Annotated in this window: 27 protein-coding genes, 1 pseudogene and 1 riboswitch; of the genes and pseudogenes, 20 read left to right on the top strand and 8 right to left on the bottom strand. The window is 44.9% G+C overall.

The annotated features are described in order from the left end of the window. Nucleotides 1-21: 21 nt before the first annotated feature. Nucleotides 22-780: a transposase gene (locus SCJ97_02760; GenBank protein MDW7738966.1), complete on the bottom strand. Its 759-nt coding sequence runs from the start codon at nucleotides 778-780 to the stop codon at nucleotides 22-24. 222 nt (nucleotides 781-1,002) lie between these two features. On the opposite strand from SCJ97_02760, the gene SCJ97_02755 reads away from it, so the two are divergent. From SCJ97_02755 to SCJ97_02735, 5 genes are all read left to right on the top strand, one after another. Beyond that, a complete protein-coding gene (locus tag SCJ97_02755) occupies nucleotides 1,003-1,179 on the top strand; it encodes a hypothetical protein (GenBank protein ID MDW7738965.1) in 177 nt (58 codons plus the stop codon). A 61-nt stretch (nucleotides 1,180-1,240) separates the two neighbouring features. Next, complete coding sequence (locus SCJ97_02750; protein ID MDW7738964.1) at nucleotides 1,241-1,648, top strand: GNAT family N-acetyltransferase; 408 nt, start codon at nucleotides 1,241-1,243, stop codon at nucleotides 1,646-1,648. Between the two features lie 6 nt (nucleotides 1,649-1,654). Further along, on the top strand, nucleotides 1,655-2,083 hold the full coding sequence (locus SCJ97_02745; GenBank protein MDW7738963.1) for a CBS domain-containing protein: 429 nt from the start codon (nucleotides 1,655-1,657) through the stop codon (nucleotides 2,081-2,083). Between the two features lie 19 nt (nucleotides 2,084-2,102). Continuing rightward, nucleotides 2,103-3,293 carry a pyridoxal phosphate-dependent aminotransferase gene (locus SCJ97_02740; GenBank protein ID MDW7738962.1) on the top strand — a complete coding sequence of 397 codons (1,191 nt, stop codon included), beginning with the start codon at nucleotides 2,103-2,105 and terminating at the stop codon, nucleotides 3,291-3,293. A 40-nt stretch (nucleotides 3,294-3,333) separates the two neighbouring features. After that, entirely contained in the window at nucleotides 3,334-3,990 is a 657-nt protein-coding gene (locus SCJ97_02735) for a thiamine diphosphokinase (GenBank protein ID MDW7738961.1), read from the top strand. Nucleotides 3,991-4,011: 21 nt separating this feature from the next. Here SCJ97_02735 and SCJ97_02730 read toward each other — a convergent pair whose 3' ends face one another. The 4 genes from SCJ97_02730 to SCJ97_02715 are packed head-to-tail and all read right to left on the bottom strand — an operon-like array spanning nucleotide 4,012 to nucleotide 6,824. Further along, nucleotides 4,012-4,791 (bottom strand): ABC transporter ATP-binding protein, encoded by a 780-nt coding sequence (locus SCJ97_02730; GenBank protein ID MDW7738960.1) that lies wholly within the window; start codon nucleotides 4,789-4,791, stop codon nucleotides 4,012-4,014. Further along, nucleotides 4,788-5,777, bottom strand: coding sequence for an ABC transporter substrate-binding protein (locus SCJ97_02725; protein MDW7738959.1), 990 nt, complete (start codon nucleotides 5,775-5,777; stop codon nucleotides 4,788-4,790). Before SCJ97_02725 ends, SCJ97_02730 begins: the two co-directional genes overlap by 4 nt. Nucleotides 5,778-5,782: 5 nt before the next feature. Beyond that, entirely contained in the window at nucleotides 5,783-6,562 is a 780-nt protein-coding gene (locus SCJ97_02720) for an ABC transporter permease (protein ID MDW7738958.1), read from the bottom strand. After that, entirely contained in the window at nucleotides 6,534-6,824 is a 291-nt protein-coding gene (locus SCJ97_02715; protein MDW7738957.1) for an MTH1187 family thiamine-binding protein, read from the bottom strand. The genes SCJ97_02720 and SCJ97_02715 overlap by 29 nt, the downstream gene beginning before the upstream one ends. 58 nt (nucleotides 6,825-6,882) lie before the next feature. Next, a riboswitch (TPP riboswitch) is annotated at nucleotides 6,883-6,996 on the bottom strand. Nucleotides 6,997-7,124: 128 nt separating this feature from the next. On the opposite strand from SCJ97_02715, the gene SCJ97_02710 reads away from it, so the two are divergent. From SCJ97_02710 to SCJ97_02680, 7 genes are all read left to right on the top strand, one after another. After that, entirely contained in the window at nucleotides 7,125-8,612 is a 1,488-nt protein-coding gene (locus tag SCJ97_02710) for a DASS family sodium-coupled anion symporter (protein MDW7738956.1), read from the top strand. Between the two features lie 38 nt (nucleotides 8,613-8,650). Continuing rightward, nucleotides 8,651-9,976, top strand: coding sequence for a DUF362 domain-containing protein (locus SCJ97_02705; protein ID MDW7738955.1), 1,326 nt, complete (start codon nucleotides 8,651-8,653; stop codon nucleotides 9,974-9,976). Between the two features lie 12 nt (nucleotides 9,977-9,988). Next, nucleotides 9,989-10,726: a glycerophosphodiester phosphodiesterase gene (locus SCJ97_02700; GenBank protein MDW7738954.1), complete on the top strand. Its 738-nt coding sequence runs from the start codon at nucleotides 9,989-9,991 to the stop codon at nucleotides 10,724-10,726. Next, nucleotides 10,727-11,956, top strand: coding sequence for an MFS transporter (locus SCJ97_02695; GenBank protein ID MDW7738953.1), 1,230 nt, complete (start codon nucleotides 10,727-10,729; stop codon nucleotides 11,954-11,956). It abuts the gene before it with no gap. Between the two features lie 49 nt (nucleotides 11,957-12,005). Beyond that, complete coding sequence (gene ltaE / locus SCJ97_02690) at nucleotides 12,006-13,031, top strand: low-specificity L-threonine aldolase (protein ID MDW7738952.1); 1,026 nt, start codon at nucleotides 12,006-12,008, stop codon at nucleotides 13,029-13,031. Nucleotides 13,032-13,432: 401 nt separating this feature from the next. After that, nucleotides 13,433-13,783, top strand: a complete 351-nt coding sequence (locus SCJ97_02685) for an SHOCT domain-containing protein (protein MDW7738951.1) — start codon at nucleotides 13,433-13,435, stop codon at nucleotides 13,781-13,783. 16 nt (nucleotides 13,784-13,799) lie between these two features. Beyond that, the gene (locus tag SCJ97_02680) at nucleotides 13,800-14,681 is read left to right on the top strand and encodes a DUF305 domain-containing protein (protein ID MDW7738950.1); all 882 of its coding nucleotides are present in this window, start codon (nucleotides 13,800-13,802) and stop codon (nucleotides 14,679-14,681) included. Between the two features lie 458 nt (nucleotides 14,682-15,139). Here SCJ97_02680 and panB read toward each other — a convergent pair whose 3' ends face one another. Beyond that, nucleotides 15,140-15,988 carry a 3-methyl-2-oxobutanoate hydroxymethyltransferase gene (panB, locus tag SCJ97_02675; protein ID MDW7738949.1) on the bottom strand — a complete coding sequence of 283 codons (849 nt, stop codon included), beginning with the start codon at nucleotides 15,986-15,988 and terminating at the stop codon, nucleotides 15,140-15,142. Between the two features lie 45 nt (nucleotides 15,989-16,033). Beyond that, entirely contained in the window at nucleotides 16,034-17,293 is a 1,260-nt protein-coding gene (locus SCJ97_02670) for a hypothetical protein (GenBank protein MDW7738948.1), read from the bottom strand. 280 nt (nucleotides 17,294-17,573) lie between these two features. Between SCJ97_02670 and SCJ97_02665 the strand changes: the two genes are divergently transcribed. From SCJ97_02665 to nagB, 8 genes and pseudogenes are all read left to right on the top strand, one after another. After that, complete coding sequence (locus SCJ97_02665; protein MDW7738947.1) at nucleotides 17,574-18,926, top strand: aminotransferase class III-fold pyridoxal phosphate-dependent enzyme; 1,353 nt, start codon at nucleotides 17,574-17,576, stop codon at nucleotides 18,924-18,926. A 109-nt stretch (nucleotides 18,927-19,035) separates the two neighbouring features. Further along, a complete protein-coding gene (locus tag SCJ97_02660) occupies nucleotides 19,036-20,586 on the top strand; it encodes a diguanylate cyclase (protein MDW7738946.1) in 1,551 nt (516 codons plus the stop codon). A gap of 13 nt (nucleotides 20,587-20,599) precedes the next feature. After that, nucleotides 20,600-20,986 (top strand): hypothetical protein, encoded by a 387-nt coding sequence (locus SCJ97_02655; GenBank protein ID MDW7738945.1) that lies wholly within the window; start codon nucleotides 20,600-20,602, stop codon nucleotides 20,984-20,986. A gap of 34 nt (nucleotides 20,987-21,020) precedes the next feature. Beyond that, nucleotides 21,021-22,466 (top strand): 4-hydroxyphenylacetate 3-hydroxylase family protein, encoded by a 1,446-nt coding sequence (locus tag SCJ97_02650; GenBank protein ID MDW7738944.1) that lies wholly within the window; start codon nucleotides 21,021-21,023, stop codon nucleotides 22,464-22,466. Between the two features lie 199 nt (nucleotides 22,467-22,665). Further along, nucleotides 22,666-23,019, top strand: a pseudogene (locus tag SCJ97_02645) (glycosyl-4,4'-diaponeurosporenoate acyltransferase). A gap of 70 nt (nucleotides 23,020-23,089) precedes the next feature. Further along, the gene (locus SCJ97_02640; protein MDW7738943.1) at nucleotides 23,090-23,917 is read left to right on the top strand and encodes a glucose-1-phosphate thymidylyltransferase; all 828 of its coding nucleotides are present in this window, start codon (nucleotides 23,090-23,092) and stop codon (nucleotides 23,915-23,917) included. Further along, complete coding sequence (locus SCJ97_02635) at nucleotides 23,914-24,813, top strand: hypothetical protein (protein MDW7738942.1); 900 nt, start codon at nucleotides 23,914-23,916, stop codon at nucleotides 24,811-24,813. Before SCJ97_02640 ends, SCJ97_02635 begins: the two co-directional genes overlap by 4 nt. A 25-nt stretch (nucleotides 24,814-24,838) precedes the next feature. Next, on the top strand, nucleotides 24,839-25,564 hold the full coding sequence (gene nagB / locus SCJ97_02630; protein MDW7738941.1) for a glucosamine-6-phosphate deaminase: 726 nt from the start codon (nucleotides 24,839-24,841) through the stop codon (nucleotides 25,562-25,564). 6 nt (nucleotides 25,565-25,570) lie between these two features. Here the strand turns inward: nagB and SCJ97_02625 are convergent, their stop codons facing one another. Next, nucleotides 25,571-26,830: a DUF401 family protein gene (locus SCJ97_02625; protein MDW7738940.1), complete on the bottom strand. Its 1,260-nt coding sequence runs from the start codon at nucleotides 26,828-26,830 to the stop codon at nucleotides 25,571-25,573. Nucleotides 26,831-26,924: the final 94 nt, after the last annotated feature.

Below are 26,924 nucleotides of genomic sequence, written 5' to 3'. Positions count from 1 at the left end.
ACAGGGACTTGTCTGTTTGTGCTAAGCTTTTTCTACCCTGTATTTACTAACACCAGTTATCTCGGCAAGCTGCCTGATCGTAACACCATCAATTAATTTCATATAACTTAATACCTTGGACATTTCTGTTTGTTCTAATAAGTGAAACGAGTCTTTTTTAACGCCGAATTTTTCTTCGATAGCTTTTAATATTTCTTCATCTGAATAGCGATGAATTTCTTTGTAATCTAAACAGCGGTCATCGTTACTAAGATTCATAAACTTTATAAATTCTATGATAGCATCTTGCGTATCAGCAGAAAATAGTTTCAGAACGAATGAGGTATCAACTAATTTTGATTTTCCAAGATATTCAGGATAGCTGCTCCAGAGATAGTCATCAATTGAATCAGCTATTCCTGCTTTTACCGGATTTTGATGTATATATCGTAAAACGGTAAGTAAATACGAGTCATCCTCAACAACTTCACTTTTGAACCTTTCCTGAAACAAATGGCCAAAGCGATCATATTTCCAGTTATACCAGTAAACATATCTGGAAAATATTTTTTGCATAATTAAAGATAATGACTCAGTTACCTCACGAAACAGCAGATGGGCGTGGTTTCCCATTAAGCAATAGCCATAAAACTCGAAGTCACTTTTTTCTTTGGCTTCTTCGATTTTTTTTATAAATTGTATACAATCCCCATCATCAATAAATACTTTTTGTCGGTTTATACCTCTAACCATGACATGATAAATCCCTGTTGAGCTTTTCTCGCGAGCTTGTCTTGGCATATTGAGCCCCCCTTTTTAAACCAACAATATTTATAACACGTTTATAAAAATCAGACAAGTCCCTGTCCCCTAGTCTGTTATCCTCTATCCTGTACGGACAAGTCCCTGTCCCCTAGTCTGTGTCCCCTTGTCTGGCATTTCTTTTGATTATTGCAGGTAATCGGTCATCGATCGTAGAAAATATTTTATGCAGAAATAAACATAATACAGGGAGGTTAACAGGTGCCCCTGAAAAATTTAATAGTCATTGCTGCTTCAATTATTATTGGTCTGCTGGGTCTATATTTGATTGTTGCTTCCGGACAGGTTGAACTTGATCCCTTTACAATTGTCCTTTTCCTGATTGTCGCCGGATTTATTATTTATGTTTATGTAAATAATCTTCGTCGTAAGAATTAGTTTGAAGAGCAGCTATGGTTAAAATGCAGCAGCAAATGATCAGATTATTTGAGGTGAACTATTGAAACTGCGATACTTAGAAAATCCCGAGTTGAAAGTTAAAGAGGTGGCTGCTTTACGTAAGGCAGTCGGATGGGACTCCAGGGAAGATAAAATTGAAAAGATTTTGGGCTGTACCTACCTGACAGCGGTTTGCTATGATGGAAAGTTACTTGTTGGTTTCGTAGATGTTCTCAGTGATGAAGTTGATGATGCCCTGATTCGCAGCCTGATTGTCCATCCTGACTATCAGCGAAAGGGGATCGGCCTTCGACTTTTAAAGATGGTAACACATCGGGTAAAGACCGATAAGATAAAAACTGTCAATGTTTTATTTGAGCCGGAACTGGCTCACTTTTATGAAAGGGCAGGTTTCAGGATAGTTGGTGGTGGACTGATCGATAACGAAAATGAAGCGGAAGGGTTTTGATTCCTGATGAAAGTTGCTTTTTTTTTGATTCCTAAAAGTGAAGTTGTTTACCTGACACCTCAGACTACAATGCGACAGGCTCTGGAAAGAATGGAAAGACACAGCTATGCTGCAGTTCCCCTGGTTGACAACCAGGGTTGCTATGCCGGAACAGTGACCGAAGGAGACCTGCTCTGGAAACTGAAGGATTCACCAGGCTTAAGTCTGAGCGCCATGGAAAAAATATTGCTGAAAGATATTGCAGTCCATTCAAAAAATAAGCCAGCACGCATTGATTCCCGGGTGGTTGATCTCCTTGAGCTGGCCAGCGAACAAAATTTTGTCCCCGTTGTTGACGATCAGGGTATTTTTATCGGGATTATCAGGCGCCGCGAAATAATTGAGTATTGTGTTGATTTAATAAAAGAAAAAGAGGAAAACAGAGTAACCAGGTAAACGAGGGGGGAGAGCAGAGATGAACCCGGTGTTTGATGACAAGATCGATATTACCGAACAACTACCGGCCAGAGTTAAAGCAGTAAAACCGTTTCTGGCAATGGAAATTATGCAGAAAGCTCAACAGATGGAGGCAGATGGAGTTGATGTTATCCGCATGGAGGTGGGGGAACCTGGAGGAGAAACCCCTTCGGCAATAAAAAATGCTGTCATAGAAGCAGTTCAGAATAATGATACCGGATATACCCACAGTCTCGGCAAACCAAAGCTCAGGGAAGAAATCGTTAAATATTATAAACGAACCTATAATGTTGATCTTGAGCCGGAACAGGTTTTGGTTGCTTCCGGATCTTCACCGGCCATGTTACTGGCTTTTTCCGCTCTGCTGGAAAGCGGTGATCGACTGATTGTTTCCGATCCCTATTATGCCTGCTATCCCAACTTTGTCAGGTATCTCGGGGCTGAACCGCTGCTTGTTCCGGTTAAAGAGGAAGATGCATTCAAACTGCGTGCTTCAGATGTAAAAAAATATCTGACCGACCAAGTAAAAGGAGTCCTGATCAATTCACCGGCCAATCCCACCGGAGCAGTGCTCGGAGAAAGGGAATTAGAGGAGTTTGCCGATCTTGACACATACATCATTTCAGATGAAATATATCACGGCATTAATTACATTGGACGGGACAGATCGATCCTGGAATTCACCGATAAATCAATAGTAATTAATGGTTTTTCCAAAAGAAATATAATGACCGGTTGGCGACTGGGTTACATGATCGGCCCCCGGGAGTTGGTTAACAGTATCCAGAAGCTGCAGCAAAACCTCTTTATCTGTGCCTGTGCTTTTGTGCAGGCAGCCGGAATTGCGGCTTTACAGGAAAGCACAGATATCCTCGAAAAGAGATTCAGCGGGTATAATGAGCGGCGGCTATACCTTTATGATTTCCTAAAAAAGATCGGCATCGCTCCCGCAAAACCACCGGATGGGGCTTTTTATATGCTGGCCAACGTTAAAAAATATACCAGCGATTCATTATCTTTTGCCCACCGCATTCTCGAAGAAACAAAGGTAGCGGTAACCCCCGGAATAGATTTTGGTCCCGGGGCGGAAGGATACATCCGGATTTCTTATGCCTGTTCGATGGAAACATTAAAGGAAGGACTTACACGACTTGAAAAGTTTTTTGCCGACCTTGATAGCTCCCAATAGTTTTTTTGCTTTACCAAACAGATGAAAGAAGGCATGACTATTGTCCGAACAGAGGATTGTTATCATTGCCAGCGGTGATTTTAAAAAACCTGAATTTTACAGGGAATTGCTGCGTCCCGATGATTATATTATTACCTGCAACGGTGGATCTATCCATGCTTTAACCATCGGAGTAAAACCAAATCTGATTATCGGAGATTTTGATTCTCTCTTACCTGAAAAACAAAGGGAGATCGAAAGTACCAATCCTGAACTGATTAAACACCCGGAGGGGAAAGATAAATCAGACCTGGAGCTGGCTCTTGATCATGCGGTGGAGATGAATCCTTCAGAAATAATTATTCTTGGTGCGTTAGGTGGGGATAGGACAGATCACGGTTTTATCAATCTGCTGCTCTTGAAGATCCCCCTGAATAAAGGGATTCCGGCCTTGATTATAGATGGACGCCAGGAAATCAGGATGACCGATGGGGATCTGGAAATAGAAGGGCTGCCCGGCGAGTATCTATCACTTTTTGCCCTGACAGGGCAGGTGGAAAATATCAGAACTGAAGGGCTTAAATTTCCGCTTCAGAATGAACCCCTTAATTTCGGATCCACCCGCGGCCTGAGCAATGAATTCACTTCAGGGAAAGCCAGGATCTCTTTCTCGGCAGGATTATTGCTTCTGATTAAAACAATCAGCCCGGTTAAATAAAAAAACCCAGTCATAAAATATTTAAGGCTTATTGATACCTTCCCTTGCCAATGTTTTAATCAGCAAAGCTTTGTAAGCGGCAAATTCCGGTCCGGTGACCAGAGTTCTCTTTCGCGGGCGCGGCAGGGTTACCGGTTGTTCCAGGGCTATTTTCCCGGGCCTCTCGGTGATGATATAAACCCGGTCCGACAGATAGATCGCTTCATCTATACTATGGGTTACAAAGAGAACAGAATGGCTGAAGCGCTGTCTGATTTGCTCCAGCCAGTCTTGTAACATTTCCCGGGTAATAGCATCAAGCGCAGCAAAAGGTTCATCCAGCAGCAGCAGATCGCTATTTACCAAAAGTGTCCTCATCAGGGCACCCCGTTGGCGCATCCCCCCCGAGAGTTCGTTTGGGTAGTAATCGGCGAAGCCTTCAAGACCGAAAATTGGCAGCATTTGTTCAACCTGCCGGAACGCCTCAGTCCTGACCACACCTGCAGACAGCAAAGGCAGGGCTGCATTCTCTTTCAAGGTCTTCCAGGGAAACAGGAGATCCTGCTGCGGCATGTAACCGACTCTTCTCGGTTCACCGGTAACGTCGAAATCATCATAGAACACCTTACCTTTATCCGGCCCGAGCAGGCCGGCGGCGAGCTTCAGGATCGTGCTCTTGCCCGATCCGCTGGGACCCAAAACAGAAACGAACTCACCTGGTTTTACATTGATAGATATGTCCTCAAGAACCGGAAGTTTTATATCTCCCGAGTAATATGTGGAATATATTTTATCCAGACGCAATTTATCTATTTTACTCACCTCAGAAATTCGTTTGTAAAGGCATCATCTATATCGGGGATTTCTTCGATCAGGTCTTCTTCATAGAGCCATTCACTGTAAGCCAGCCAGGTTTCTCTGTCCTGGATTCCCCAGGTTTCGGCATCCGCTTGGTACCTGTCGGCCAGCCACTGCTGGCTGGCTTTAACCAGTTCCTCATTCAGCTCGGGTGCATATTCCAGAAGAATTCCCGCAGCCTCAAGCGGATCTTCGATTGCCAACCTGTAACCCCTGGAGGTAGCTCTCATAAATTTTTCTACCAGCCCGGGATAATCCGCGATTAATTTTTCACCGGTAATAATCACCGGAGTGTAGTAATCAAGTGCCGGGTCAACCTGGCGAAGTTCTATAAAATTTAACTCCAATCCTTTGAGTTCAGCCTCGATACCGGTCCAACCGTAGTAAATCCATACAAAATCGGCTTCTCTTTGCATAACTATCAGGGAATCTACTTCACCGGTGGTCACAATATCAACAGATTCGAAATCAGCATCGTATTGCTCCATCAGTGCTTTAATTGTAGCCTCTTCCACAGGTGAACCCCAGCCGCCATAACTTTTTCCTTCAAAATCTTTCGGGGTTTCGATATTTTTATCTTTCAAAGAAGCAAATCCGGAAGTATTATGCTGGATAATCGCGGCAATAGATACGACCGGCATGTCGCTTATTCGGGCATAAGTGACCTCTTCCTGGTAGCTAATACCGAACTCTGCCTGTCCGGCGGCAACCATTTGCACTACACTGCCCGGAGCCTGGATTATCTCAACATCCAGCCCTTCTTCGAGATAGTACCCTTGATCGATCGCTGCATAAAGGCCGCTGTAATTGGTGTTTGGAGTCCAATCCAACAGGATTGTTACACCGGTCAACTGCTCCTGCTCATCAGCACTGCAGCCTGCGAGCAGCAATATTCCTGCAGCCAGCATAATCAATAAGAGCCGGCCAAAACTTTTTTTTCTTACTAACATCTTGATCAACCTCCATTACTTTTTGTTGGTTTTCTCTGCCAGGGCATGAAAAACCATCCAGCCAGGTCAACCAGTTTAAATAGTATAAGGCTGAAGAATATCACTACAATGATTGAAGCAAATAAACGGCTGGTTTGAAAAGAATGCATTGCCCTGAGCATGTAAATCCCAAGTCCTGCCCTTGCAGCCAACCACTCACCGATAATAGCCCCGAGAACGCTGTAGGTGGCGGCAATTTTTAATCCGGAAAAAAAGTAGGGCAGGGCGGAGGGCAGCTGAACTGATTTCATAATCATCCAGCGGTTGGCCTGCATGGTTTGGAGTAGATCCACTGCTTCAGGATCAACCTGGCTGAAACCCTCTACCAGGTTGATAGCAAGCGGGAAAAAACATACAAGGGCTACTACAAGTACCTTTGGAAAGAGACCTGCCCCAAACCAGATCAGGATAAGAGGCGCCAGGGCAAATATAGGAACAGCCTGTGATATTACCAGCAGCGGGTATACGGCTTTTTTTACATAGTGCCAGCGATCCATGGCGAAAGCCAGAATCAGCGCAACCAGAATAGCCAGGATGAGGCCACCGAAAACTGCAGTGAGCGTTGCCCTGGTATGAAATAGAAGCAGCGATAAATTTTCATAAAGAGCGGCAGCTATTTCAGATGGCGGGGGCAGAATGTAGGCCGGAATTCCGGCTGCAAAAGAGATCAGTTCCCATATCAAAATTAAACCCGCAATCAGTATCAGGGAGGGGATACTATTTATTATACTTGCCGATTTTCTCATCTATGGTTACACCTCCCGGGGCGTAATCGATCTTGATCATGGATAGCACTCTTTCAGCGCCTTCATCAAGACAAATTTGTTGTGCCTTTTTAACTATCTCCAGCAGTTCATCGAGTTCACCTTCCATGGTGGTCTCCATCGGACCGACCAGGTATTTAACCCCTGTTGCATCAATCATTTCAATTACTTTATCTACCGTCTGGTATATTTTCTCAGAAGGGACCAGTGGTATTATCTGCAGGCTTACATTGCACTTGTCCATTTGATCACCACCTTATCGCTTGCATAATAAAAGCTGCCGCCAACATGGGCGGCAGCCTGAACAGCTGCTATACTTATCCCTCCGCTGGCATTACCCAGATCAGGTCAAAGGGTCAGAACAGGTACAGTTCTTTCTCAGCCGGGTTATTATCCCAGCTCCCCTGATTATATTTACTTTTCCCAATCATAGCACTTATCCCTGATTTTATCAACCGGTGCTGCTTATATTGCTAAATAGTTTGCAATAATGATATGATTGCTTCAAAATAAGTCTTCTTCCTGAACTAGTCCTACAGCAAAGGTGAGATTAATATTGGATCAGGCGGGACAAGCCAACAATCAACCGGGGATTATTTTTTTAAAAAAATTAGTAATGCTGCTTGCCGCCGCTGCTGTAGCTTTAATCATCAACTTCCTTCCGCTTCAAATATTTAATAATGACGGTCTTGATACTTTGCTAACCCTGGAGGGTAAAGCTGCCCTGGCCATACTCTCTTTTGTCATTATACTGTGGATTACCGAAGTGGTTCCCTTTGTAATAGCTGCCCTGACCGGGATATTGCTGGTCCCGCTGTTTGGTCTTGTACCCTTCAAAGAGACAGTGTCCTATGGATTCGGCAATACTGTTGTAGTTTTTTTTATCGGAATCCTCATTATTTCTGTCGGATTGACCAGATCCGGTTTGGCGGACCGGCTGACAGGAATGATCCTGGCCAAAGTAGGGTTGAACTCACGAAAACTGGTCTTTATTTTTTTATTGATCGGAGCAGTTCTTTCAATGTGGATTGTCAACATGTCCGTTTCGGCAATCCTGCTGCCGATTGCCCTTAACATCCTTCATAAATGTAAAGCTCTACCCCTGAAAAGTAATTTTGGCCGGGCATTGATGATTTCAGTGGCCTGGGGACCGGCTATCGGTGGCATTTCTACACCGGTTGGTAACGGGGCAAATATTGTAGCCCTTGGCTATTTAAGGGAGCTGGCCGGAATAGATATCAATTTCCTCAGCTGGATGACTGTGGGAGTGCCGGCTGCAATATTAATACTTCCCCTGTCATACCTTATCCTGATCAAAATATTTCCCCCGGAACCTCTGGCAGACGGATTGGAAGAATCAACGGTTTTGACCGGAAACAGAGGTGAAAAAATAGAGATGACTGCTGTTGAAAAAAAGGCGCTGGTTATATTCCTGCTGGCTGTTATCTTTTGGGTAGGCGATCCACTATTAATACGCCTGACCGGAGTTTCAATTCCGATTGAGATAGTAGCGCTCTCGGCAGCTGTACTCTTTTTCCTGCCCGGTATCGAAATCATAAGCTGGAAAGAGGCTCAAAAAAATATTGACTGGGGAGCTATTGTCTTGATTGCTGCCGGTCTTTCCCTGGGTGCTGTGGTATATGAAACGGGTGCCGCCGCCTGGCTTGCATCGACAGCATTTTCCCCTCTGGGAGAATTTACCCCAGCCGTCCGCATATTTTTGGCCGTGCTGGCAGTTGAACTGCTCAAAGTCTTCTTTTCGAGCAATACCGTTACAGGCGTTATCATGGTTCCCCTGGTAATTGCCCTATCAGTTAAAATGTCCATTGACCCCTGGATGCTGGCCGGTCCGGTGGCCATCGCAACCTCGCTGGCGTTCTTGCTTGTAACATCAAGCCCGACAAATGTTATCCCCTATTCTTCAGGTTATTTTTCAATACGGGATTTCCTGAAAGCCGGTTTGCCTTTAACGCTTCTAGTTCCCTTTGCTGTTACTGCATCTTTCTTGATTTTTGGCGCATTCCTCCGTTAAGTAGAAATATAAATATGAATATCTTGGTGGTGAAATTTGTGAATAAGAGGAAAGTCTCCATCGTTCGTTATGAAGAGCCTTTCGAATCGGTAAAGAAAGCAATCCTTGATTGTGATGGTCTGGCCGGCCTTTCAGTGCAATCACGCGTATTCATTAAACCGAATATAGTGTTCTGGACTAAAGCGTGTACCTTCCCCAAATGGGGGGTGATCACAACTTCACAGGTAGTTGAGGATGTTGTGCAGCTACTGATAGAACATGGCGTTAATAATATTACGATCGGGGAGGGTCTGGTAGCCGATCCGAAAGATACTGAAACTCCTGCTCATGCCTTTGAATCGCTTGGCTATAACCTGTTGAAAAAGCGTTACGGTGTGAAATACATTAATATCATGGAAAGGCCGTTTGTTAAAGTCGATCTTAGTGATGGACTGAATCTGAGATTTAACCGGGACATTCTTCAGAGTGACTTCTTGATCGATCTTCCTGTTCTAAAAACCCATAACCAGACAACTGTCAGTTTGGGTATAAAAAATCTTAAAGGGACGATCGATCTGGCCTCCCGGAAAAAATGTCACAGCGCCGACCCCCAAAAAAATCTCCATTATTATATTTCGCATCTGATTGAGCCCATGCCGCCTTCATTAACCATGATTGACGGCATTTACAGCCTTGAAAGAGGCCCCGCTTTTGATGGACGGATGCACCGCAGTGATCTCTTAATCGCCTCAACCGACATGCTTTCAGCAGATATGGTCGGTGCAAAAATTCTCGGCCATGAACCGTCCTCCGTAGAGCATCTGGTCCATGTAGCGAAGAGAGCAAAACGCCCTATGGATCTATCGGATATATATGTAATCGGTGAAATAATCGAAGAGGTTGCCTCCTTTCATGCCTTTGATTTTGAGTATACCTGCAGCGAAAAAGGAGAAATGCCCCGAGCCTTCGAAAAACAGGGCTTGCAGGGGATTTACTACAGAAAGTTTGATGATTCAATGTGCACCTACTGTTCTGCCCTGAATGGGATAATCCTCACGGCGATCCGGCAGGCCTGGCAGGGTGAACCGTGGAATAATGTCGAAGTATTAACCGGTAAAATAATGGAACCGTCGCCGGGTATGGAAGCAACACTGCTCATCGGCCAGTGCATGTATCGTAAAAATAAAGACCATCCGGCTATCCAGCAGATGTTCGCTGCCAGGGGGTGCCCCCCCGATCCGGCAGATATCGCCAGGGCTTTAAGAAAAGCAGGCATTGACGCTGACGAAACGCTATTCAAACAGATGGATAAACTACCGGGTTACTTTATGAACCGTTATGAAGGTAATCCTGAGTTTGATGAGTCATTTTTCCAGATAAGATAAGGAGGGGATACTTTGGCAGGGACTCTTAACATTGCCCACCGTGGCGCTTCTTCCCTGGCGCCGGAAAATACGATGATTTCTTTTCAGAAAGCCTATGAAGCAGGTGCCGATGGTCTTGAATTCGATGTACAAATGAGCAGCGACGGCATTCCGGTTGTGATCCATGATGAAAAAATCGACCGGACTACAAATGGTCAAGGTCTGATCAAGGATTACAGCCTTGATGAGCTGCGCAATCTGGATGCCGGAAGCTGGTACGATCCCGAATTCAGCGGGGCCAAAATCCCAACCCTTGATGAAGTGCTTGATCAGTTTTTGGAGAGCAACCTGATTTTTAATATAGAACTAAAAAGCGGCATAGTCCTTTATCCCGGATTGGAAGGGGCGGTATTAAAAAGCGTTGCCAGTCGCTCACTGGAACAAAGAGTGATAATATCATCCTTTAATCACTACAGCTTGGTCGAATGCCGCAAAATCAATCCGGATATCAGGACAGGGATACTCTACGTAGCGGGACTTTATGAACCGTGGAACTATGCCCGTTCACTCGGTTGTTATTCCGTACACCCGCTCTTTTATCACCTTCAGCATCCCGAAATTGTAACCGGTTTCAGGGAAAACAAACTGCCCATATTTGCCTGGACGGTTAATGAGATTAACTACATGGAATTGATGGTTGCCGGAGGGATAGAGGCCATTATCACCGACCGACCGCAGGAACTTAAAAAAATCCTGGATGGAGGCAAGTAGATGAAATCATTTAGCTATTTAAAGATTGTCCTTCTCGGTTTTGGATTTCTGATTATCACCCTTACCTGGTCTATTTACAACGCTTATGTTCCGCCTATCCTGGAAAGATTGCTCACACATCTTCCTTATACCGATACTGCTGTTGGTTTTATCATGACTTTTGATAATATAGCAGCCATACTGCTGATTCCCTGGTTTGGTGCTTTGAGCGACCGGACATGGACCCGTTTCGGCCGTCGAATGCCCTTCCTGCTGATCAGTATACCGATTGCAGCTTTTTTCTTTGCCCTCATCCCTACAGCGGGTGTATCCTTGATCACCGTTATCCCGGTGATTATTATCATGAATATTGCCATGGCGGCTTTCCGTGCCCCCACTATTGCCCTGATGCCCGATCTGACTCCTTCAGTATACAGGAGTAAAGCCAACGGCATAGTAAATCTAATGGGCGGTCTGGGGGCATTAGTATTCTACTTTGGGTTTACGGCAATTATGGGTGTCCAGGCTTCATTTATTGTTGCCGCCATAATTATGATCCTGGTCCTGATTATTCTACTTCTGGCTATTAAAGAGCCGAAAGAGAGTTTTGAGGTGTCAGAAAAACGTCCGGATGGTATTGTCGCCTCGCTAGTCCAAGTTATGACGGGGAAAGAGGGCAGCACCCGCTTTATCTTTTTTGCCATATTTATGTGGTTTATCGGCTGGAATGGTGTTGAAACCTTCTTTACTCTCTACGGTATGGACAAATGGGGTATTGATGAATCACAGGCAGCTTTCTATCTCGGTTTCTTTTCTCTCTCATTCCTCCTGATGGCTATCCCGAGCGGTTTTATAGCCACTGCCCTGGGCCGTAAAAAAACTATCCTGGCCGGTCTTGTCGGGATGTGTGTTATGCTGGGCTCCTTTTATTTTGCTACACCAATCGTGCTTGCTATCGGTTTATTAATCAGTGGAGGGGTTTTTTGGGCTCTGATCAATATCAATTCCTATCCCATGGTCAGCGATATGTCTCCTGCCGGAAAGTTGGGAACCTACACCGGTTTATATTACTTCTTCTCCATGCTGGCTGCAATTATCGCTCCGCCGCTGTTTGGTGTGGTTATGGATTTGTTAGGGACAAGGATGGTTTTATTCCCGATGGCTGCTTTGGCTTACCTGGCAGCGCTCTTTCTGATGTTTCGTGTCCGTGGTGGTGAAGCAGTAGAAGAAAAAGTTCCTCTGGCTTCATGACAACTGTGATAAAATTACTAAAGATGTAACAAGAAGGAGGTACAACCCGATGATTGATCTGCGCAGCGATACGGTAACCCTTCCGACAGAAGAGATGCGCAAGGCTATGTACATGGCAGAGGTTGGGGATGATGTTTACGGAGAGGATCCATCAGTCAACCGGCTGCAGGAACTGGCCGCCGAGATGCTCGGTAAAGAAGATGCCATGCTGGTCCCGAGCGGGACCATGGGAAATCAGATAGCCGTCTTAACACATACCAGGCCCGGTACCGAGATAATACTGGAGGCAGACTCACACATTTATTACTACGAAGCTGCGGCAGCTTCGGTTTTTGCCGGTGTTCAGCCCCGTCCCCTGGCGGGTAAAAGGGGCTCACTGCCTGCCGAACTGGTTGAATGGGCGATCCGGGAAGATGATATTCATCTCCCGCCAACTTCACTGATCTGCCTGGAAAATACCCATAACCGGGCCGGCGGGACGGTAGTTCCTCTTGATGACATGAAAGCCGTATTTGAGGTCGCCAAAAAACATAGTATTCCCCTGCATCTTGATGGTGCGAGAATATTCAACGCATCGGTTGCCTCAGGTGTTCCGGCCCAAGAATATGCCGCCTGTACCACATCAGTCCAGTTTTGCCTCTCGAAGGGCCTGGGAGCGCCGGTCGGTTCAATCATTGCCGGAACGAAGGAATTTATCGACCAGGCTCGTCACTGGCGCAAGAGGCTCGGCGGAGGAATGAGGCAGGCCGGCGTTTTTGCAGCGGCCGGGATTGTAGCCCTGGAAACAATGGTTGATCGCCTGGCCGAGGATCATGAAAATGCCAGGCTTTTAGCCGACAGCCTGGCTGCGATGAAAGGGATAGAGTTCAATCCTGATGATGTGGATACCAACATAGTTATCGTTAAGCCGACAGCCATGTCGATTCAGGAACTGGGTCGTGAACTGGGAAAAAGAGGTATCCTAACCGTGGTCATTGAACCGGACCGCGTGCGCTTCACAACAAATAAAGATGTTAACCGCAGCGATATCGAGAAAACAATTGCCGCGGTGAAAGAGATACTGGAAACAGCGTAGGAAAGCCTTTGGTTTGAGATGGCTTAATGTTAGAGTAATATTGAGATACCTTAGCGCATTGAACCATAGCGTTTAAAGGGTCCAGGGAAGTATTCTCTCGGACCCAAAATGGATATGTTCTTACTTTTTGATTTGTTATAATACTGTCTTCATCAAGTTCAAGGATAGCCTCAATGTACTGGTTAGCCTTTGCCAACTCCACTCTGTCAACTTCCCCCTGCTATGAGTAGCAAACATAGCGCCCTTTAAGAAATGTTTCCACATAATCTGGTGTATTGCTTACCGGAGAACAAGCTGCTAGCGGCAAATGATACTGTGAATAATTGTTGATTTTAAATCATAGTAGGATTATAGTAAAAGTAGGATTAGGGATGTTGATTCATCCATAAGGAGGGTTTAGTATGAACCGGAACCAAAGTACAGTGTTAATAATTGGTGGTGTCATACTGGCAATACTGGTGTTTCTAGTTTTAGGCTTTTTATTAATCTGGGGCCTTCGGGGCACCGGTTTTGGAATGATGGGCCCAGGGCTGATGGGAGGTTACGGAGCGATGTTTCTTGTACCAATCTTTGTTATTGTTATATTGGGGATAGTAGTCTGGGCGGTTGTAACTGCGACTCAAAAATCAAGCACCAGCATAGATAGCTCTGACTACAAGACGGAAACGCCCCTGGATATTCTTAAGAGCAGATATGCCCGGGGGGAAATAGACAAAGAGGAGTATGAAACGAAAAAAAGAGACCTGACTTAAGGGCGAGGTGTATAAGATGAAAAAAACACTTATTGTAGTTCTGGTGGCGGCAATTATTGTGCTGCTGGGGCTAATGGTTTATTACGTATTGTTTTTTTACAGCAATAGCGCACTTCCACCATGTTGCCCTTTATTTACAAGTCAAACCGAAGCAGATCAGTTTGAGCCGGGCAGTGGCCGCGATTTCGGCATGATGGGGCCAGGGATGATGGGCGCGATGAATGTATTTGTCGATAGCGAATATGAATTTCTGGTGCATATGATTCCCCATCACGAAGAGGCTGTAGCAACAGCTACATATTTAAAAGAAAACACTGAGCGTGAAGAAATAAGAGAGTTCGCAAAAGGGATTATCAGGACCCAAAGTGCAGAGATTGAGCAGATGACTACCTGGCTTAAAAACTGGTATCCGGATCAGCAGCATAGTGTTGATTACCAGCCGATGATGCGCAACCTTAAAAATTTAGAAGGTGATGCACTAGACAGGGCTTTTATGGAAGATATGATCCCACACCATATGACTGCGATAATGATGTCTCAACAACTTCTAAACCGCGGTTTAGCAGAACATGAAGAAGTTGAAATACTGGCCAGAAGTATCAGAAATTCTCAGGGTAATGAGATCCAAATGATGATGCGGTGGCTGGCATCCTGGGACAATGAGGATCCGATTGCTGTTGGTAGAAACCTGCCGGTTCTGGTCATGGGTGGACTGCTTATATTTCTGGTATTTATCGTGCTCGTAGTTTTGCTGGTAAGATTACTGTTTTCAACAAATAAGCCTCACGGATTAGCTGCGATTAACAGCCGGGAAATTTTAGACAAACGCTATGTAACAGGAGAAATATCTCGGGAGGATTACCTGGTTCTTCGTCGAACCCAAAATAAGTCTCCATAAGGGGTAACTAACATATTTAATGCATGAACGACCACCACCACAGTCAACATACTCAACCGGAAAGCTCGAAAAATAAACAGCTCGCTAATCAAGTCCATGATCAGCACGTCGGGCACAGTCCCGACATGTTCCGCGACAAATTCTGGCTATCCTCGATACTGACCCTGCTCGTGGTTTTCTGGTCTGAACATATCCAGATGCATTTAACTCAAACCCGGCAAGCATTTTGATCCAGAAGTGGTGAAAGCATTTTTGCAGGAGTTAATTTAGAAGAACTATGCCATCACTTTATTTATATTCATCACTACAACTATTTAATGGTCGACAGGTAGTCACAGTTTAATACAGCAGTCATATAATATTCTATCGGGGGTATTCCGCAGCAGAAATCCGGGAAGACTGTAGCAAATGTAAAGAAATGCGGGAGGAAGCATAAAACACTCCGCCCGCATTTCTTTTTATTTAAATTCGCTAAAGAGCTTTTCAAACTCTTCCAGTGGATCTGTAACGTGATAAACATGCTCGTCTTCGGGAAACTTCCCGCTTTTCACGTCCTCAATGTAAGCCTTGAAAGCATCTACTGTTATACCGGCGATATCGGCATACTGTTTAACAAATTTTGGCGTAAATATTTTAAACTGGCCTAGCATATCGCCGCAGATTAGAAGCTGGCCATCACAGGGGCCTGCCCCGATGGAGTATACGGGTATTTTAAGCTTTCCGGCAATAAAAGCGGTTACTTCCGGGGGTACTGCCTCGATAAGCAGTGCATATGCTCCTGCTTCTTCAACAGCGAGAGCATCTTTTATCACATCACGTGCGCCTTTCACATCTCTTCCCTGGGCTTTAAATCCTCCGAGCTGACCTGAACTTTGCGGTGTTAATCCGATGTGACCCATTACCAGCACACCGGCATCGGTAATCGCTTTTATCTGCCCGGCTACTCTCTGCCCGCCCTCAAGCTTGATACAATCAACTTCTGCCTCCTTAATAAAGCGGATGGCGTTTGTAACAGCTTCAGATTTTGACACCTGGTAGGAACCGAGCGGCATGTCGCCAATAACCCAGGTATTTGGAGCTCCCCTTCTTACGGCCTGGCAGTGTGAAATACAATCGTTCATGGTTACGGGCACCGTGCTGCTGTAACCCAGCACCAGCATTCCCAGGGAATCTCCGACCAAGAGCATATCCATCCCGGCCTCTTCTCCAAAAAGAGCGGTCGGGTAATCGTAGGCAGTTATCCAGGCAACTTGTTCTTTCTTTGCCTTCATTTCATAAAAATCGAGAACACTTTTTTTTCTGGCCATAAAGAACCTTCCTTTCAGACGGTGGCTTATTAAATTTCTTATAATCTAAAGTCGGTGCAGGTTCGGAGCGCCTTTGAAGGACATCCCTTTTTCCGTCAAAGCCCGGGCAGTTCTGTTTACTGCTTCATGCTTATCCAGGTAATTTGCCAACAGAAGCTCCATATCACCCGACTCAACAATTTCTTCCTTTGCCCTGAAGTAGTCAAGAATATCTGATGGATGCTCCCGGGTTTCTTCCATTTCCGGATCTCCCCCTTCGTGTTTGGCAGCGATGTTGGGCACTGAACCGGCTATTTCGAGCAGTTCATTCCGCCTGTTGTAGGGTTGGAGGACTATACTCTTGTAGGCTTCGGTAATATGATGTTCGAAGCGAACGTTGTCTGTCAGGTCAAAAGCTTTTCTGATTTCCGAGCTTAATCCGATTGTCCTGTTGTTAACCGAGTTGCTGAAATTAATTCCGGCCAGGGGGGTTGACCCGTCACTGCGGGCAAAGAGCCTGGCTAACAGCAGGGTCCAGAGGACTGCGAAGGGGTTATCGTGACCGGTGAAAACCGAAATTTTAAAGTATACATCCAGGCCCATCCTGTAAAGCATTAATCCGGCCAGGATGGTGCCGGAATTGATATTCAGGTATTGTTCTATACCATAATTTGAGTAGTAGTACAGCAGTTCATCGACCCATCGGCAGACATACTCATTGGGTTGGCCGATCCCTCCGAAATATCCGGTTATCGTTTCGGGACCGCAGAGGTGAATATTTGAACCATCCACTCCCTTGGTATCGAGGCTCTCTACATAACTGGCACCCAGTATCTGCATCGCTCCGGCAATGGCCAGAATATCCCCTTGATCTTTTTCCTGTTCCTTCATCCGACGGACCCTGATATAGCGGGCGGGCATAATCTCTTTGTCTTTGATCGCTTTTTGGGCTTCCGCAATCAACCAGGGGAAATACTGCAGTGCGCTGATTTCGAGGGTTACTGCATTACATTCCCTGAAGTAATGTTTATCTGCTTTTTCTCCCAGGATAGTTCTGCGGTAATCGGATATGGAGACAAAAGCACCTTTATCCCGTTCCCTGATCAGCCATTCAAGATCTGTCAGATACGGAGAATCAATATTTTGCAGGCGACCCATGATAGAGTCGATACTGCGTGATTTTGCTGCTTTCCGATTTAGCTCATCCGGAGTTCCATATTTGCTGACTATCCCTCTTAATTCCCCGGTTAAAGGGTTATCCGGGTTGCACAGAAATTCATTGATTACTTCCAGGGCTGTCTGATCGACCCTGAATTCATCTTTCACTTACACCAGCTCCTTTCGATAAGAAATATGTACGGCTTTTTGAAGGTAGTAGAAAATTCAGGCAGAAATAGCCAGTATCAGCATATCATACTCCCCAAATTCAGTCCATAATGGTTAATAACTTATGGGTTGGCGAAGTGAAGGAATTTCCAGGTTAATGATGAATCTATTATTTAGTTTAATTAGATTGTGAAACAAAAATCTATCCTGTTTTTTTCTTTTAAGAATAACCCATGAATGGGTATCTATTTCATTAAACCTGAGAGGAGTCTGAGCTGCAATGAGCCGAAATGAAGAAGCTATAAAGTATGCAGAAAGATGGTTGGACATTATTGGCAGCAGTGAACTGGACGAAAAAACTTCAAAAGAAATATCCCGCGAAACAGTTGATAATTTTGTCAATCACTTTAACAAGGGGTGGGTGGAGTACAGAAAATCAGTTACCGAGGCAGGTGACTATGCCGGAACTGAATGGCGTGGTGAAGGAGTTTATTACTACGATGTGTTTGGAAACGAATATATAGATTGTCTCGGAGGCTACGGTGCTCTGGATCTCGGCTGGTCCCACCCCGAAGTGGTCAAGGCAGTCAGGGCACAGGCCGGAAAATCAGGTATACCCAGCCAGGAGCTGATGGATCCTTTACGAGGTGTATTAGCCAGGCTTCTATCACATGTGACACCGGGTGATATCGACCATGCTTTCTTCGTGAACAGTGGGACAGAGACTATTGAGGGTGCTCTTAAAATTGCCCGGCTTTATACCGGAAAACACAACTTTGTTTCAACGGTTGCCGCCTTTCATGGAAAAACTCTTGGTTCACTCAGTGTTATGGGTAAGAAAGATTACCGCCAGGCTCTGCAGCCTTACGGCGGGCAGACTTTTCACATTCCCTTTGGAGATGCTGATGCGCTGGAGAAGCAGCTTGGTATATGCAGCGCAGTAGGCATCGAGATCGCTGCTTTTATCTGCGAGCCAATTCAGGGTGAAGCGGGGGCGATTGTTCCACCCGATGAATTCTGGCCACGGGTGAGAGAAATTTGTGACCATTATGGAGTATTATTGATCGCCGATGAAGTTCAGACCGGAATGGGGAGGACAGGAAAATTATGGGGTCTGGATCATTGGGGAGTGGTGCCCGATATACTTTGTGTCGCCAAATCTCTGGGAGGCGGCGTAATGCCAGTTGGGGCCTTTATGGGGAATGGCAGGATATGGAAGGCATTTGAAGAGCCTAATCCATTTGTCCATACAACGACAACCGGCGGGAACCCGATGGGCTGTGCTGCGGCTATAGCGGCAATTCACGTTACCCTGAGGGATGACTTGCCGGGCAGAGCTGAAGAAATGGGTAATTACTTTATGAAGGGGTTAAATACGCTTAAGGATAAGTTTCCCCAGATTTACAAGGGGATTACCGGGAAGGGATTGTTAATCGGCCAGCACTTTAAAGAACCTGAATATGGTTACAAGGTTGCTTCCGGTCTTTTTAAACGTAAAGTTCTCGTTGCCGGTACTTTGATCAGCGCTAACACAGTCCGTCTTGAACCGCCCCTGATTATAACCCGGGAACAGATTGATGAAGTGCTCAACCGCCTGGAAGATGCATTAAAAGAAATCGCCGGTTCACTATAAACCGGTCTCTTTTAAAAACAGGGGCCGGCATTCTTGCCGGCCTTTCCATTTGTTTTTCAGTTTAATAATCATTAACATCGAGAAAAGGATTATCAATTAGAGGTGTTCCATGTACTATAATCCATATGCATTACCCCTATTCATTTCCAGTCTCTTAATGATTCATGTTGCCTATCAGGCCTGGATTTTAAAAACATCCGGAAGAGGCTCATTTGCTTTTTCCCTGCTGGCTCTTGCCTGTGCCCTGTACTCCCTGGCCTATGCTCTTGAAATTTCTTCAGCAACCCTGGACTTCATACTTATCTTTCTGCGGTTTGAATATATCGGCATTTCCGTTCTGCCGGCATTTTTTATTCTCTTTGCTTTGGAATATACCGGCAGGAAAAGCAGATTATCTGCTTTTGGAATTGCTGCTTTATTTATCATACCCGTGGTAACGGTAATTCTTTTCTATACCAATCACTATCATGGCCTGATGTACCAGAGCTATGAATTAAATGTGGAGGGGCCATTTCCTGTCATCGCTTTTGAAAGAGGGCTCTGGTACTGGGTTCAGAGTATGTACGCTATCTTTGCTATATTGTTCAGTAACATCCTTTTTGCAATTATGTGGGTCAGTTCCAATGCGGTCTATCGCAAACAGATAGCTGTTATGCTGATCGGTTCGTTAATCCCCTGGTTAGGCTTCCTCTTTTACCTGGCCCGGCCATTTCCCTGGTGTATCGACTTAAATCCCTATTTTATCTCTATTAGCGCACTCTTTTATTTTTGGGGTTTAATTCGCTACAGACTTTTTGACCTGCTGCCCGTGGCCAGGACAAAACTGTTTGAAGAACTTCCTGACGGCGCACTCATTCTCGATGACTCCATGCGTATTATCGATCTGAACACCACGGCCAGGAATTACCTGCAGATCAGCCAACTGGCAATTGGCAAACCGGCCGCTGAAGTCCTCGATTACTGGCCTAAACTGGTTAAACTGCTCAATAAGAAAAACAGGAAGTATCATGTTGAGCTTAAACATCCTGGATTAGATGATCCAACCTGGTTTAGGGTAGATTTTTTACCGCTGCATGAAGAGGATAGTCTACCATATGGACAGATGATTATTATTCGTGACATAACTGATCGCAAACTGGTTGAGGAAAAACTTCACAAGCTGGCTACAACTGATGAGTTGACCGGCCTTTGGAACAGGCGCTACTTTATGCAGGCTATTAATAAAGAACTGTATCGTTCGAAGCGGTATAACCAGCATTTTTCCCTGATCATGTTTGATCTGGATCATTTTAAAGAGATAAATGACAACTTTGGCCACACTGCAGGCGATAAAAGCCTGGAGCACCTTGCTTCGATTTTTAAAATGCGCCTCCGTAATGTAGACCTTTTTGCCAGGCTGGGAGGAGAAGAATTCGGTATAATATTACCGGGGACTAGTTTGGAAAGCGCCTTTCTACTGGCAGAAGATTTAAGATGTCTTATATCGGCCTCACCGGTTTTTTATGAAGAGAGAGAAATCAGGTTCACAATCAGCCTGGGGGTTACAGCTTCACATGAAGAAATAGAGAATGTGGAGGAAATACTGAAAGCGGCTGATAAAGCGCTTTATCAAGCCAAGGAGAAAGGCCGTAATTGTACGGTAATAAATATATCAGTTTAATGGAGGGATAGCTATGAATGAACAGGAAATGAGGAACCTCGATCTCCTGGGAACATTACATTTTGTATTAGGAGCCCTGACAGCAGCTTTTTCTTTCTTCCCGTTAATTCACTTTTTTATCGGTATTGCTATCTTGGCCGGAGGGTTTAACGGTGGAGATCAGGCTCCACGGGTGGTAGGTCTCATCTTTGTCCTGCTCTCGTTGTTTATCATTATTCTCGGGTTGGCGATGGCGGTTTTAATCATTATTTCCGGGGTAAGACTAAGGCAGCGTCGGGCATATAATTTTTGCCTGATCATCTCTTTCATACAATGCCTGATCGTACCCCTGGGAACTGTGCTCGGTATATTTACGATAATAACCCTCAGCAAGGATTCGGTTAAAGAACTCTTCTCTTAATGGATGACGGATAGGGGAAATGAGGTTGGTTTTGATGATGAACGAAATAGAGTATATTGATTCACTGCGTAAGCTGAAGGTAAAGGCTTATATGTTTGGTGAGTTGGTTCGGAACATTCCGGACCATCCGATAATCAGACCTTCGATAAATTCAGTGGCAATGACCTATGAACTGGCGCATAATCCTCAGTATGAACCCCTGATGACAGCCGAATCCAATTTAACAGGTCAAAGGGTTAACCGTTTTACCCACCTTCACCAGGGTATCGATGATCTAATCAACAAGGTTAAAATGCAGCGCATTCTTGGTCAGAAAACTGCATCCTGCTTTCAGCGCTGTGTGGGGATGGATGCATTTAATGCTGTTGACTCGGTTACGTACGAAATGGAGCGAGATTTAAATCTTGATTACCACAGGCGTTTCAGGAAATTTCTGCGTTATGTTCAGGATAACGATCTGGTTGTTGACGGCGCAATGACCGATCCCAAGGGAGACCGCTCTTCCAAACCATCAGAACAGGTTGATCCCGACTTGTATCTTCGGGTAATCCGCAGGACTGAAGATGGAGTATTTGTCAGCGGGGCGAAATCTCATCAGACGGGGGCTCTTTCTTCCCATGAAATACTGGTTATGCCTACGGCGACAATGACCGAAGCAGATGCAGATTATGCTGTCAGTTTTGCCATTCCTGCTGATACAGACGGAATTACCTATATATACGGACGGCAGTCCTGTGATACACGCAGACTGGAAGGCGGTACTCTCGATGTAGGTAACTGCCGTTTCGGGGGTCACGAATGCCTGGTTATTTTTGAAGAGGTTTTTGTCCCCTGGGAAAGAGTATTTATGTGTGGTGAATATGCTTATACCAACCCGCTTGTGGAAAGGTTTGCCGGGTATCACCGACAGAGCTATGGAGGCTGTAAAGTCGGTGTCGGCGATGTACTGATCGGCGCTGCAGCCCTGGCTGCCGAATATAACGGAACAGCCCGGGCATCTCATGTGAGGGATAAACTGATTGAGATGATCCATCTGAATGAAACTTTGTATGCCTGCGGTATTGCCTGTTCCAGCCAGGGAATAGTCACTGCCTCGGGGACATACCTTATTGATCTTCTACTGGCCAACGTCTGTAAACAAAATGTAACCCGTTTCCCTTATGAGATTGCCCGACTGGCCGAAGATATTGCCGGTGGATTGATGGTTACCATGCCTTCAGAAAAAGATCTGCGTCACCCTGAGATTGGCAAGTATATCGAAAAGTATTTACAGGGTAAAGCCGACATACCTACCGAACAGCGTCTGAGAGTCCTCAGGTTGATCGAAAATATTACTTTGGGAACTGCAGCTGTCGGGTACAGGACAGAGTCAATGCATGGCGCAGGTTCACCGCAGGCACAGAGAGTAATGATCGCCCGCCAGGCAAACCTGGAAGAGAAGAAACAACTGGCCCGTCAGGTGGCTGGAATTGAATCCTGAGTGAGGAGATATGATTTTGATACATGGGAAGCGGGGATGTAGAAAATTATAGGTATAGTTTTACAAATTATTTTTTGGTTTTGCGGGACCTGGCTGCTCTGGAAAATTCACCTTTTGAGGAAAAACAAGGAGGAGATAACAGGTGTTTTAGATAGTCCGGATGAGTCTTCTGATTTATCACTGATTATACCGGCCTCAAAAGTGGGAAAGAAGTGGACGCTTATATGAAAAAGTTTTCTGGATCAGAAGGTGGAAGGGCTTTCTACCCGATGGCGGAAGCTGGATGAAAGGCGGTTTTTCAAAACGCAGGCTCTGCTCTCAGGATGAAGCTTATCTTGAAAAATTTGTAGTGGAAACCTGCCGGGCTGAGCTGACGCACTGGCTTACTTTTTTACCGGCATTTCTCTTTTTTTTAATAGTTGATTGGTGGGTTGCCCTCATATTGATTTTTTATGGATTAGTGGTTAATCTGCCCTGTATAATGACACAGCGCTATAACCGGATCCGGATGCTCAGGATATTGGAAAAAGGCTATAAGAACCTGACGACTTGATTCTGATTAAAGATTTAAATGATACCTGCATGTTTGGTATGCAAGTATTTTCAAATGGGAGTGTGATGAATTGTTAAAAGCTGAAGATTTTTTTGATCTTGGAGAGAACCCCTTTATCCGACTTTTCGATGATACCGAATATGTTTGGGAAGCCCTGATTAAGCTTAAATCTTTCATCAGAGGCTACCTTAACCCTAATGTCGGGATCATACGTAAAGGCAAAACGGTAATCGAAAAAACAGTCATATTACATGAAGAAAAGACTATTACTTCCGGCTACGAAATAGATTCAACCGGTAAAAAGCCCATTGTATCAGTCGATGGTAAGGTTCTCGAGGGAGCGAGTATTATTTACGCCGGCTCCTACTTAATGGACGATCTTATTTACATCGGCAGCGGTTCTGTGATCGAGCCCGGAGCACTGATCAAGGGACCGGCAGTGATTGGTGATAGTACAGAAGTCCGTCACGGAGCCTATATCAGGGGTGATGTTCTTGTAGGTAATGATTGTGTTGTGGGGCATACTACCGAGGTTAAATCAACCGTTATGCTCGGCGGCAGTAAGGCAGGCCATTTTGCTTACCTCGGCGACAGTATTCTAGGCCGGGTTAATCTCGGTGCGGGAACAAAGCTGGCCAACCTGAAAATGATTGATTCACAAGTTGTAATCACTGTTGAAGGGGTTAAATATGAAACAGGCCTCCGCAAATTTGGAGCAATTCTGGCCGATGGGGTTGAGACTGGTTGCAATAGCGTAACAAGTCCAGGTTCCCTGCTTGGTAAAAATACTCTGCTCTACCCCAATGTTATGGCCAGGGGCTTTTATAAACCGGGTTCAATCATCAAAGTGAGGCAGGCTTCGAAAACAACAAAATTGAATCGAAACGGTTCCGTATGAACCTACTCTATGAACTGCTGGAAAAAGAAGGGCCAATGACCGGAAAAAAAGTGGTAAGCAGTACCGGTCTGGATACCTTTGATGCCTGGAAACAATGCAGGATGGATGATAAGATTATCTCTTCCCTGGTCAGTACAAGATACCTGAGGCTGGATTCTAAAGTTGAAAATTATGCCCGACTCTCTCCCTCAATTATGAGAGAATTCCTGAATTATACGATTATCGGCATTGAAAGAGACAGATCGGATATTTCTGAAATGGCTGTTAGACTTGAAGCTGAGCTTACGCTGATCAGCCGGAAAAAAGTTGAGTTGGCTGAGAGTACAGTAAAAAGGCTGATTGAGGCAAACCCGGCCAAAGAGGATTATATAGATCAGGCATGCTTTATCATCGCCGGTGACGTTGTTTACGGGATGGCTCATTCAGAACCGCGGCCTGAATCATCAACAGGCGAACTGGTCAGAGGTTCAGATCTCGATATTATTGTGGTCACCGATAACCTTTCTGAAGTGTTAACATCAGATCTTGACCGTATGATATTCGGTGAAAAGTATAACCTTTTAATGAATCCGGCAGTAAAAGAAGAGATCGATTACCTGATAAAAGATCTCGAAACTGTAAGCGACCAGCTAAAATTTGATAATTTCAAATCAATGGTGGCTTCCAAGATCTTATACGAGGGGGAATATCTTTATGGCAGCAAGAAAATATTCAGGACAATCGGAAAAATGCTTATAGATTCAGGGATTCCTAATATAATTGCCGGGCTGGAGAAGAATGCCGCTCTGGAACGCCAGGCTGCGGAACATCAGCTGCTTAAAGCAGAAGAAACTGAAGACCGTGACCATCTGATGGCCTTATTCTACACCACTGAAGAGAAAGAAGAAATTTTTTAATAATAAACTGACAGTGGAGGTTTATATGGAGATTCAAGTGTTCAATGATTATGTTGAGCTTAGTGAAACTGCCGCTGAAATAGTAGCGACAGAAATCAGGAATAACCCTGAAGCTGTATTAGGGTTGGCAACCGGTTCAACGCCGGAAGGCATGTATGCCAGGTTGGTTGAAATGAACAGGAAAAAGGAAATTTCATTTAAGGATGTTATTACCTTTAATCTGGATGAGTATTGGGGGCTATTACCGGAGCACGAGCAGAGCTACCATCACTTCATGTATCAACATCTCTTCGGGCATATTGATATCAATCCTGATAATATAAATATTCCTGTTTGTACAGATGTTCAGGTCGACCGCTTATGCTCGGAGTATGATCAAAAGATAGCCATGTGTGGGGGCATAGATCTGCAAATATTGGGAATCGGGATAAACGGACATATCGGATTTAATGAGCCCTCGAAAAATCTGACTGTATTCACCCATCTTGTTGATTTAGCGGAAGAGACAATCGAATCCAACAGTCGGTTTTTTCACAATTGCGAGGAAGTACCCCGGAAAGCGATAACTATGGGTATGGGTTCCATCATGTTTTCACGAAAGATTCTCCTGCTGGCCAGTGGCCGAAGCAAGGCCGAAGCGGTACGGAATACTGTAAGCGGCAAGATAAGTACTGAATGGCCGGCATCGCTTCTTCAACTTCACCATGAAGCAACGCTGCTAATCGACAGGGATGCAGCAGGTTTGATTTAGTCCGGCTTAGTAAAATAAGAATGCTATCAACCCGAGAATTACTATTATTGAAGTATAAAGGTTGATTCTTTTAAGCAGGGTGTACATGGAAGTTTTGAAATATTCGTTTGTGAAATAGATACAGAGGTGGATCGGTGAGCCAAGATAACCGGCATAGGCGCATAAATAGGCCAGCCCCAGATAGCGTATTGAAAACATATCTGCTCCCAGAAAAGGCATGATAATCGGAATTGCTATCCCGATTGCTGCAATATTATTGCCGGTGATGAATCCTGTCAGGAATGACAAAACAACAACCAACACGATCAAGGGCAGCCCCTGATCCATCAGGTACTGGACGAACTGCTGGAATGCCTCGGCTTCTAAAATAAAATCTTTGTAAAAAACTATGGTCAGAGAAGTAAGAGCGATAGGCCAGTTAAAGCCTTTGATAAGCATGCCCAATCTCTGTATAAGCGCTGGCCCAATCTGACCTTTTGGCAGGTTAATCAGCATTGTGATTAAAATACCTACGGTCAGGGCAAGTGGGAAAAATACCTTACAGGCAACGCCTAAAAAAATGGCGACAATAAATGGGGAGGCGGCTATAAGTACTTTTACTATTATCTGTCTTTTACCGTTGCGAACCGGTTCCGTCATCTCAACAACCGAACGGGGATATTTCCTGAAAAGCATAATTATGGCCATAACGATTGCAACGAAGATAACCGGCCCGGCAAAACCGAGGTAGCGGGCGATGCTGATTCCGGTAATCCCAGATGCCAGAACAATCGCTGCATTGAAGGGATTAACCAGAACGATAAGGTGCCGGTAAAGAAGATTCGACATGGCCAGTTCAGTCGGGGGCATGTTAAGTTTACGACCCGTTTCTTCTACCATTGGAGCTGACAGAATTGCTCCACCCGGTATGGTTGAGAAAAGCGATATGGAAGCCGGTAAGACCATAATTAAAATCCGCGGATCCCTGATCAAAAGACGCAAATTATCGACAAGCTGTGACATTGCTCCTATCTTATGGTGCAGATGCCCCAACATGGTAATGGCCAGGACCATTGTAACCAGGTAAAAAGCAGTAAAGCTTGTTGCAGATTTGTACAATACAGCCAGATTATCGGATAACGAATCACCGTTCGTAATGGCCAGAACAATGATCGCCATGGGCAGCACATAATACATTTTCCAGCCTTTACGGATGAAGAAGATAATTATAAAGATCGATATAATTACGCCTGCTCCTTCAAGAGCGGCCGGGTTAATAAAGTTCATCAGAGGGCTCCTTCATGTTGATTCTGAAACCGACATTAAATATCATATACAAAAAAAGCCGGGTGGACAAGTAAAGAATTGTTGAGGTCACTAC

It is taken from the genome of Bacillota bacterium, from assembly GCA_033549065.1.
In the GTDB taxonomy this organism is placed as follows: Bacteria; Bacillota; Dethiobacteria; order DTU022; family DTU022; genus JAWSUE01.
The sequence above is the reverse complement of the archived record's forward strand: the minus strand, read 5'-3'. Positions and strand labels throughout refer to the sequence as shown.

Coding starts and splice junctions, on each gene's coding strand:
- SCJ97_02625 (MDW7738940.1), bottom strand. CDS start 26,830: ATGAACTTTATTAACCCGGCCGCTCTTGAAGGAGCAGGCGTAATTATA.
- SCJ97_02680 (MDW7738950.1), top strand. CDS start 13,800: ATGAAAAAAACACTTATTGTAGTTCTGGTGGCGGCAATTATTGTGCTG.
- SCJ97_02635 (MDW7738942.1), top strand. CDS start 23,914: ATGAACCTACTCTATGAACTGCTGGAAAAAGAAGGGCCAATGACCGGA.
- panB (MDW7738949.1), bottom strand. CDS start 15,988: ATGGCCAGAAAAAAAAGTGTTCTCGATTTTTATGAAATGAAGGCAAAG.
- SCJ97_02665 (MDW7738947.1), top strand. CDS start 17,574: ATGAGCCGAAATGAAGAAGCTATAAAGTATGCAGAAAGATGGTTGGAC.
- SCJ97_02725 (MDW7738959.1), bottom strand. CDS start 5,777: ATGTTAGTAAGAAAAAAAAGTTTTGGCCGGCTCTTATTGATTATGCTG.
- SCJ97_02695 (MDW7738953.1), top strand. CDS start 10,727: ATGAAATCATTTAGCTATTTAAAGATTGTCCTTCTCGGTTTTGGATTT.
- SCJ97_02760 (MDW7738966.1), bottom strand. CDS start 780: ATGCCAAGACAAGCTCGCGAGAAAAGCTCAACAGGGATTTATCATGTC.
- SCJ97_02740 (MDW7738962.1), top strand. CDS start 2,103: ATGAACCCGGTGTTTGATGACAAGATCGATATTACCGAACAACTACCG.
- SCJ97_02720 (MDW7738958.1), bottom strand. CDS start 6,562: ATGAGAAAATCGGCAAGTATAATAAATAGTATCCCCTCCCTGATACTG.
- nagB (MDW7738941.1), top strand. CDS start 24,839: ATGGAGATTCAAGTGTTCAATGATTATGTTGAGCTTAGTGAAACTGCC.
- SCJ97_02660 (MDW7738946.1), top strand. CDS start 19,036: ATGTACTATAATCCATATGCATTACCCCTATTCATTTCCAGTCTCTTA.
- SCJ97_02685 (MDW7738951.1), top strand. CDS start 13,433: ATGAACCGGAACCAAAGTACAGTGTTAATAATTGGTGGTGTCATACTG.
- SCJ97_02745 (MDW7738963.1), top strand. CDS start 1,655: ATGAAAGTTGCTTTTTTTTTGATTCCTAAAAGTGAAGTTGTTTACCTG.
- SCJ97_02655 (MDW7738945.1), top strand. CDS start 20,600: ATGAATGAACAGGAAATGAGGAACCTCGATCTCCTGGGAACATTACAT.
- ltaE (MDW7738952.1), top strand. CDS start 12,006: ATGATTGATCTGCGCAGCGATACGGTAACCCTTCCGACAGAAGAGATG.
- SCJ97_02650 (MDW7738944.1), top strand. CDS start 21,021: ATGATGAACGAAATAGAGTATATTGATTCACTGCGTAAGCTGAAGGTA.
- SCJ97_02715 (MDW7738957.1), bottom strand. CDS start 6,824: ATGGACAAGTGCAATGTAAGCCTGCAGATAATACCACTGGTCCCTTCT.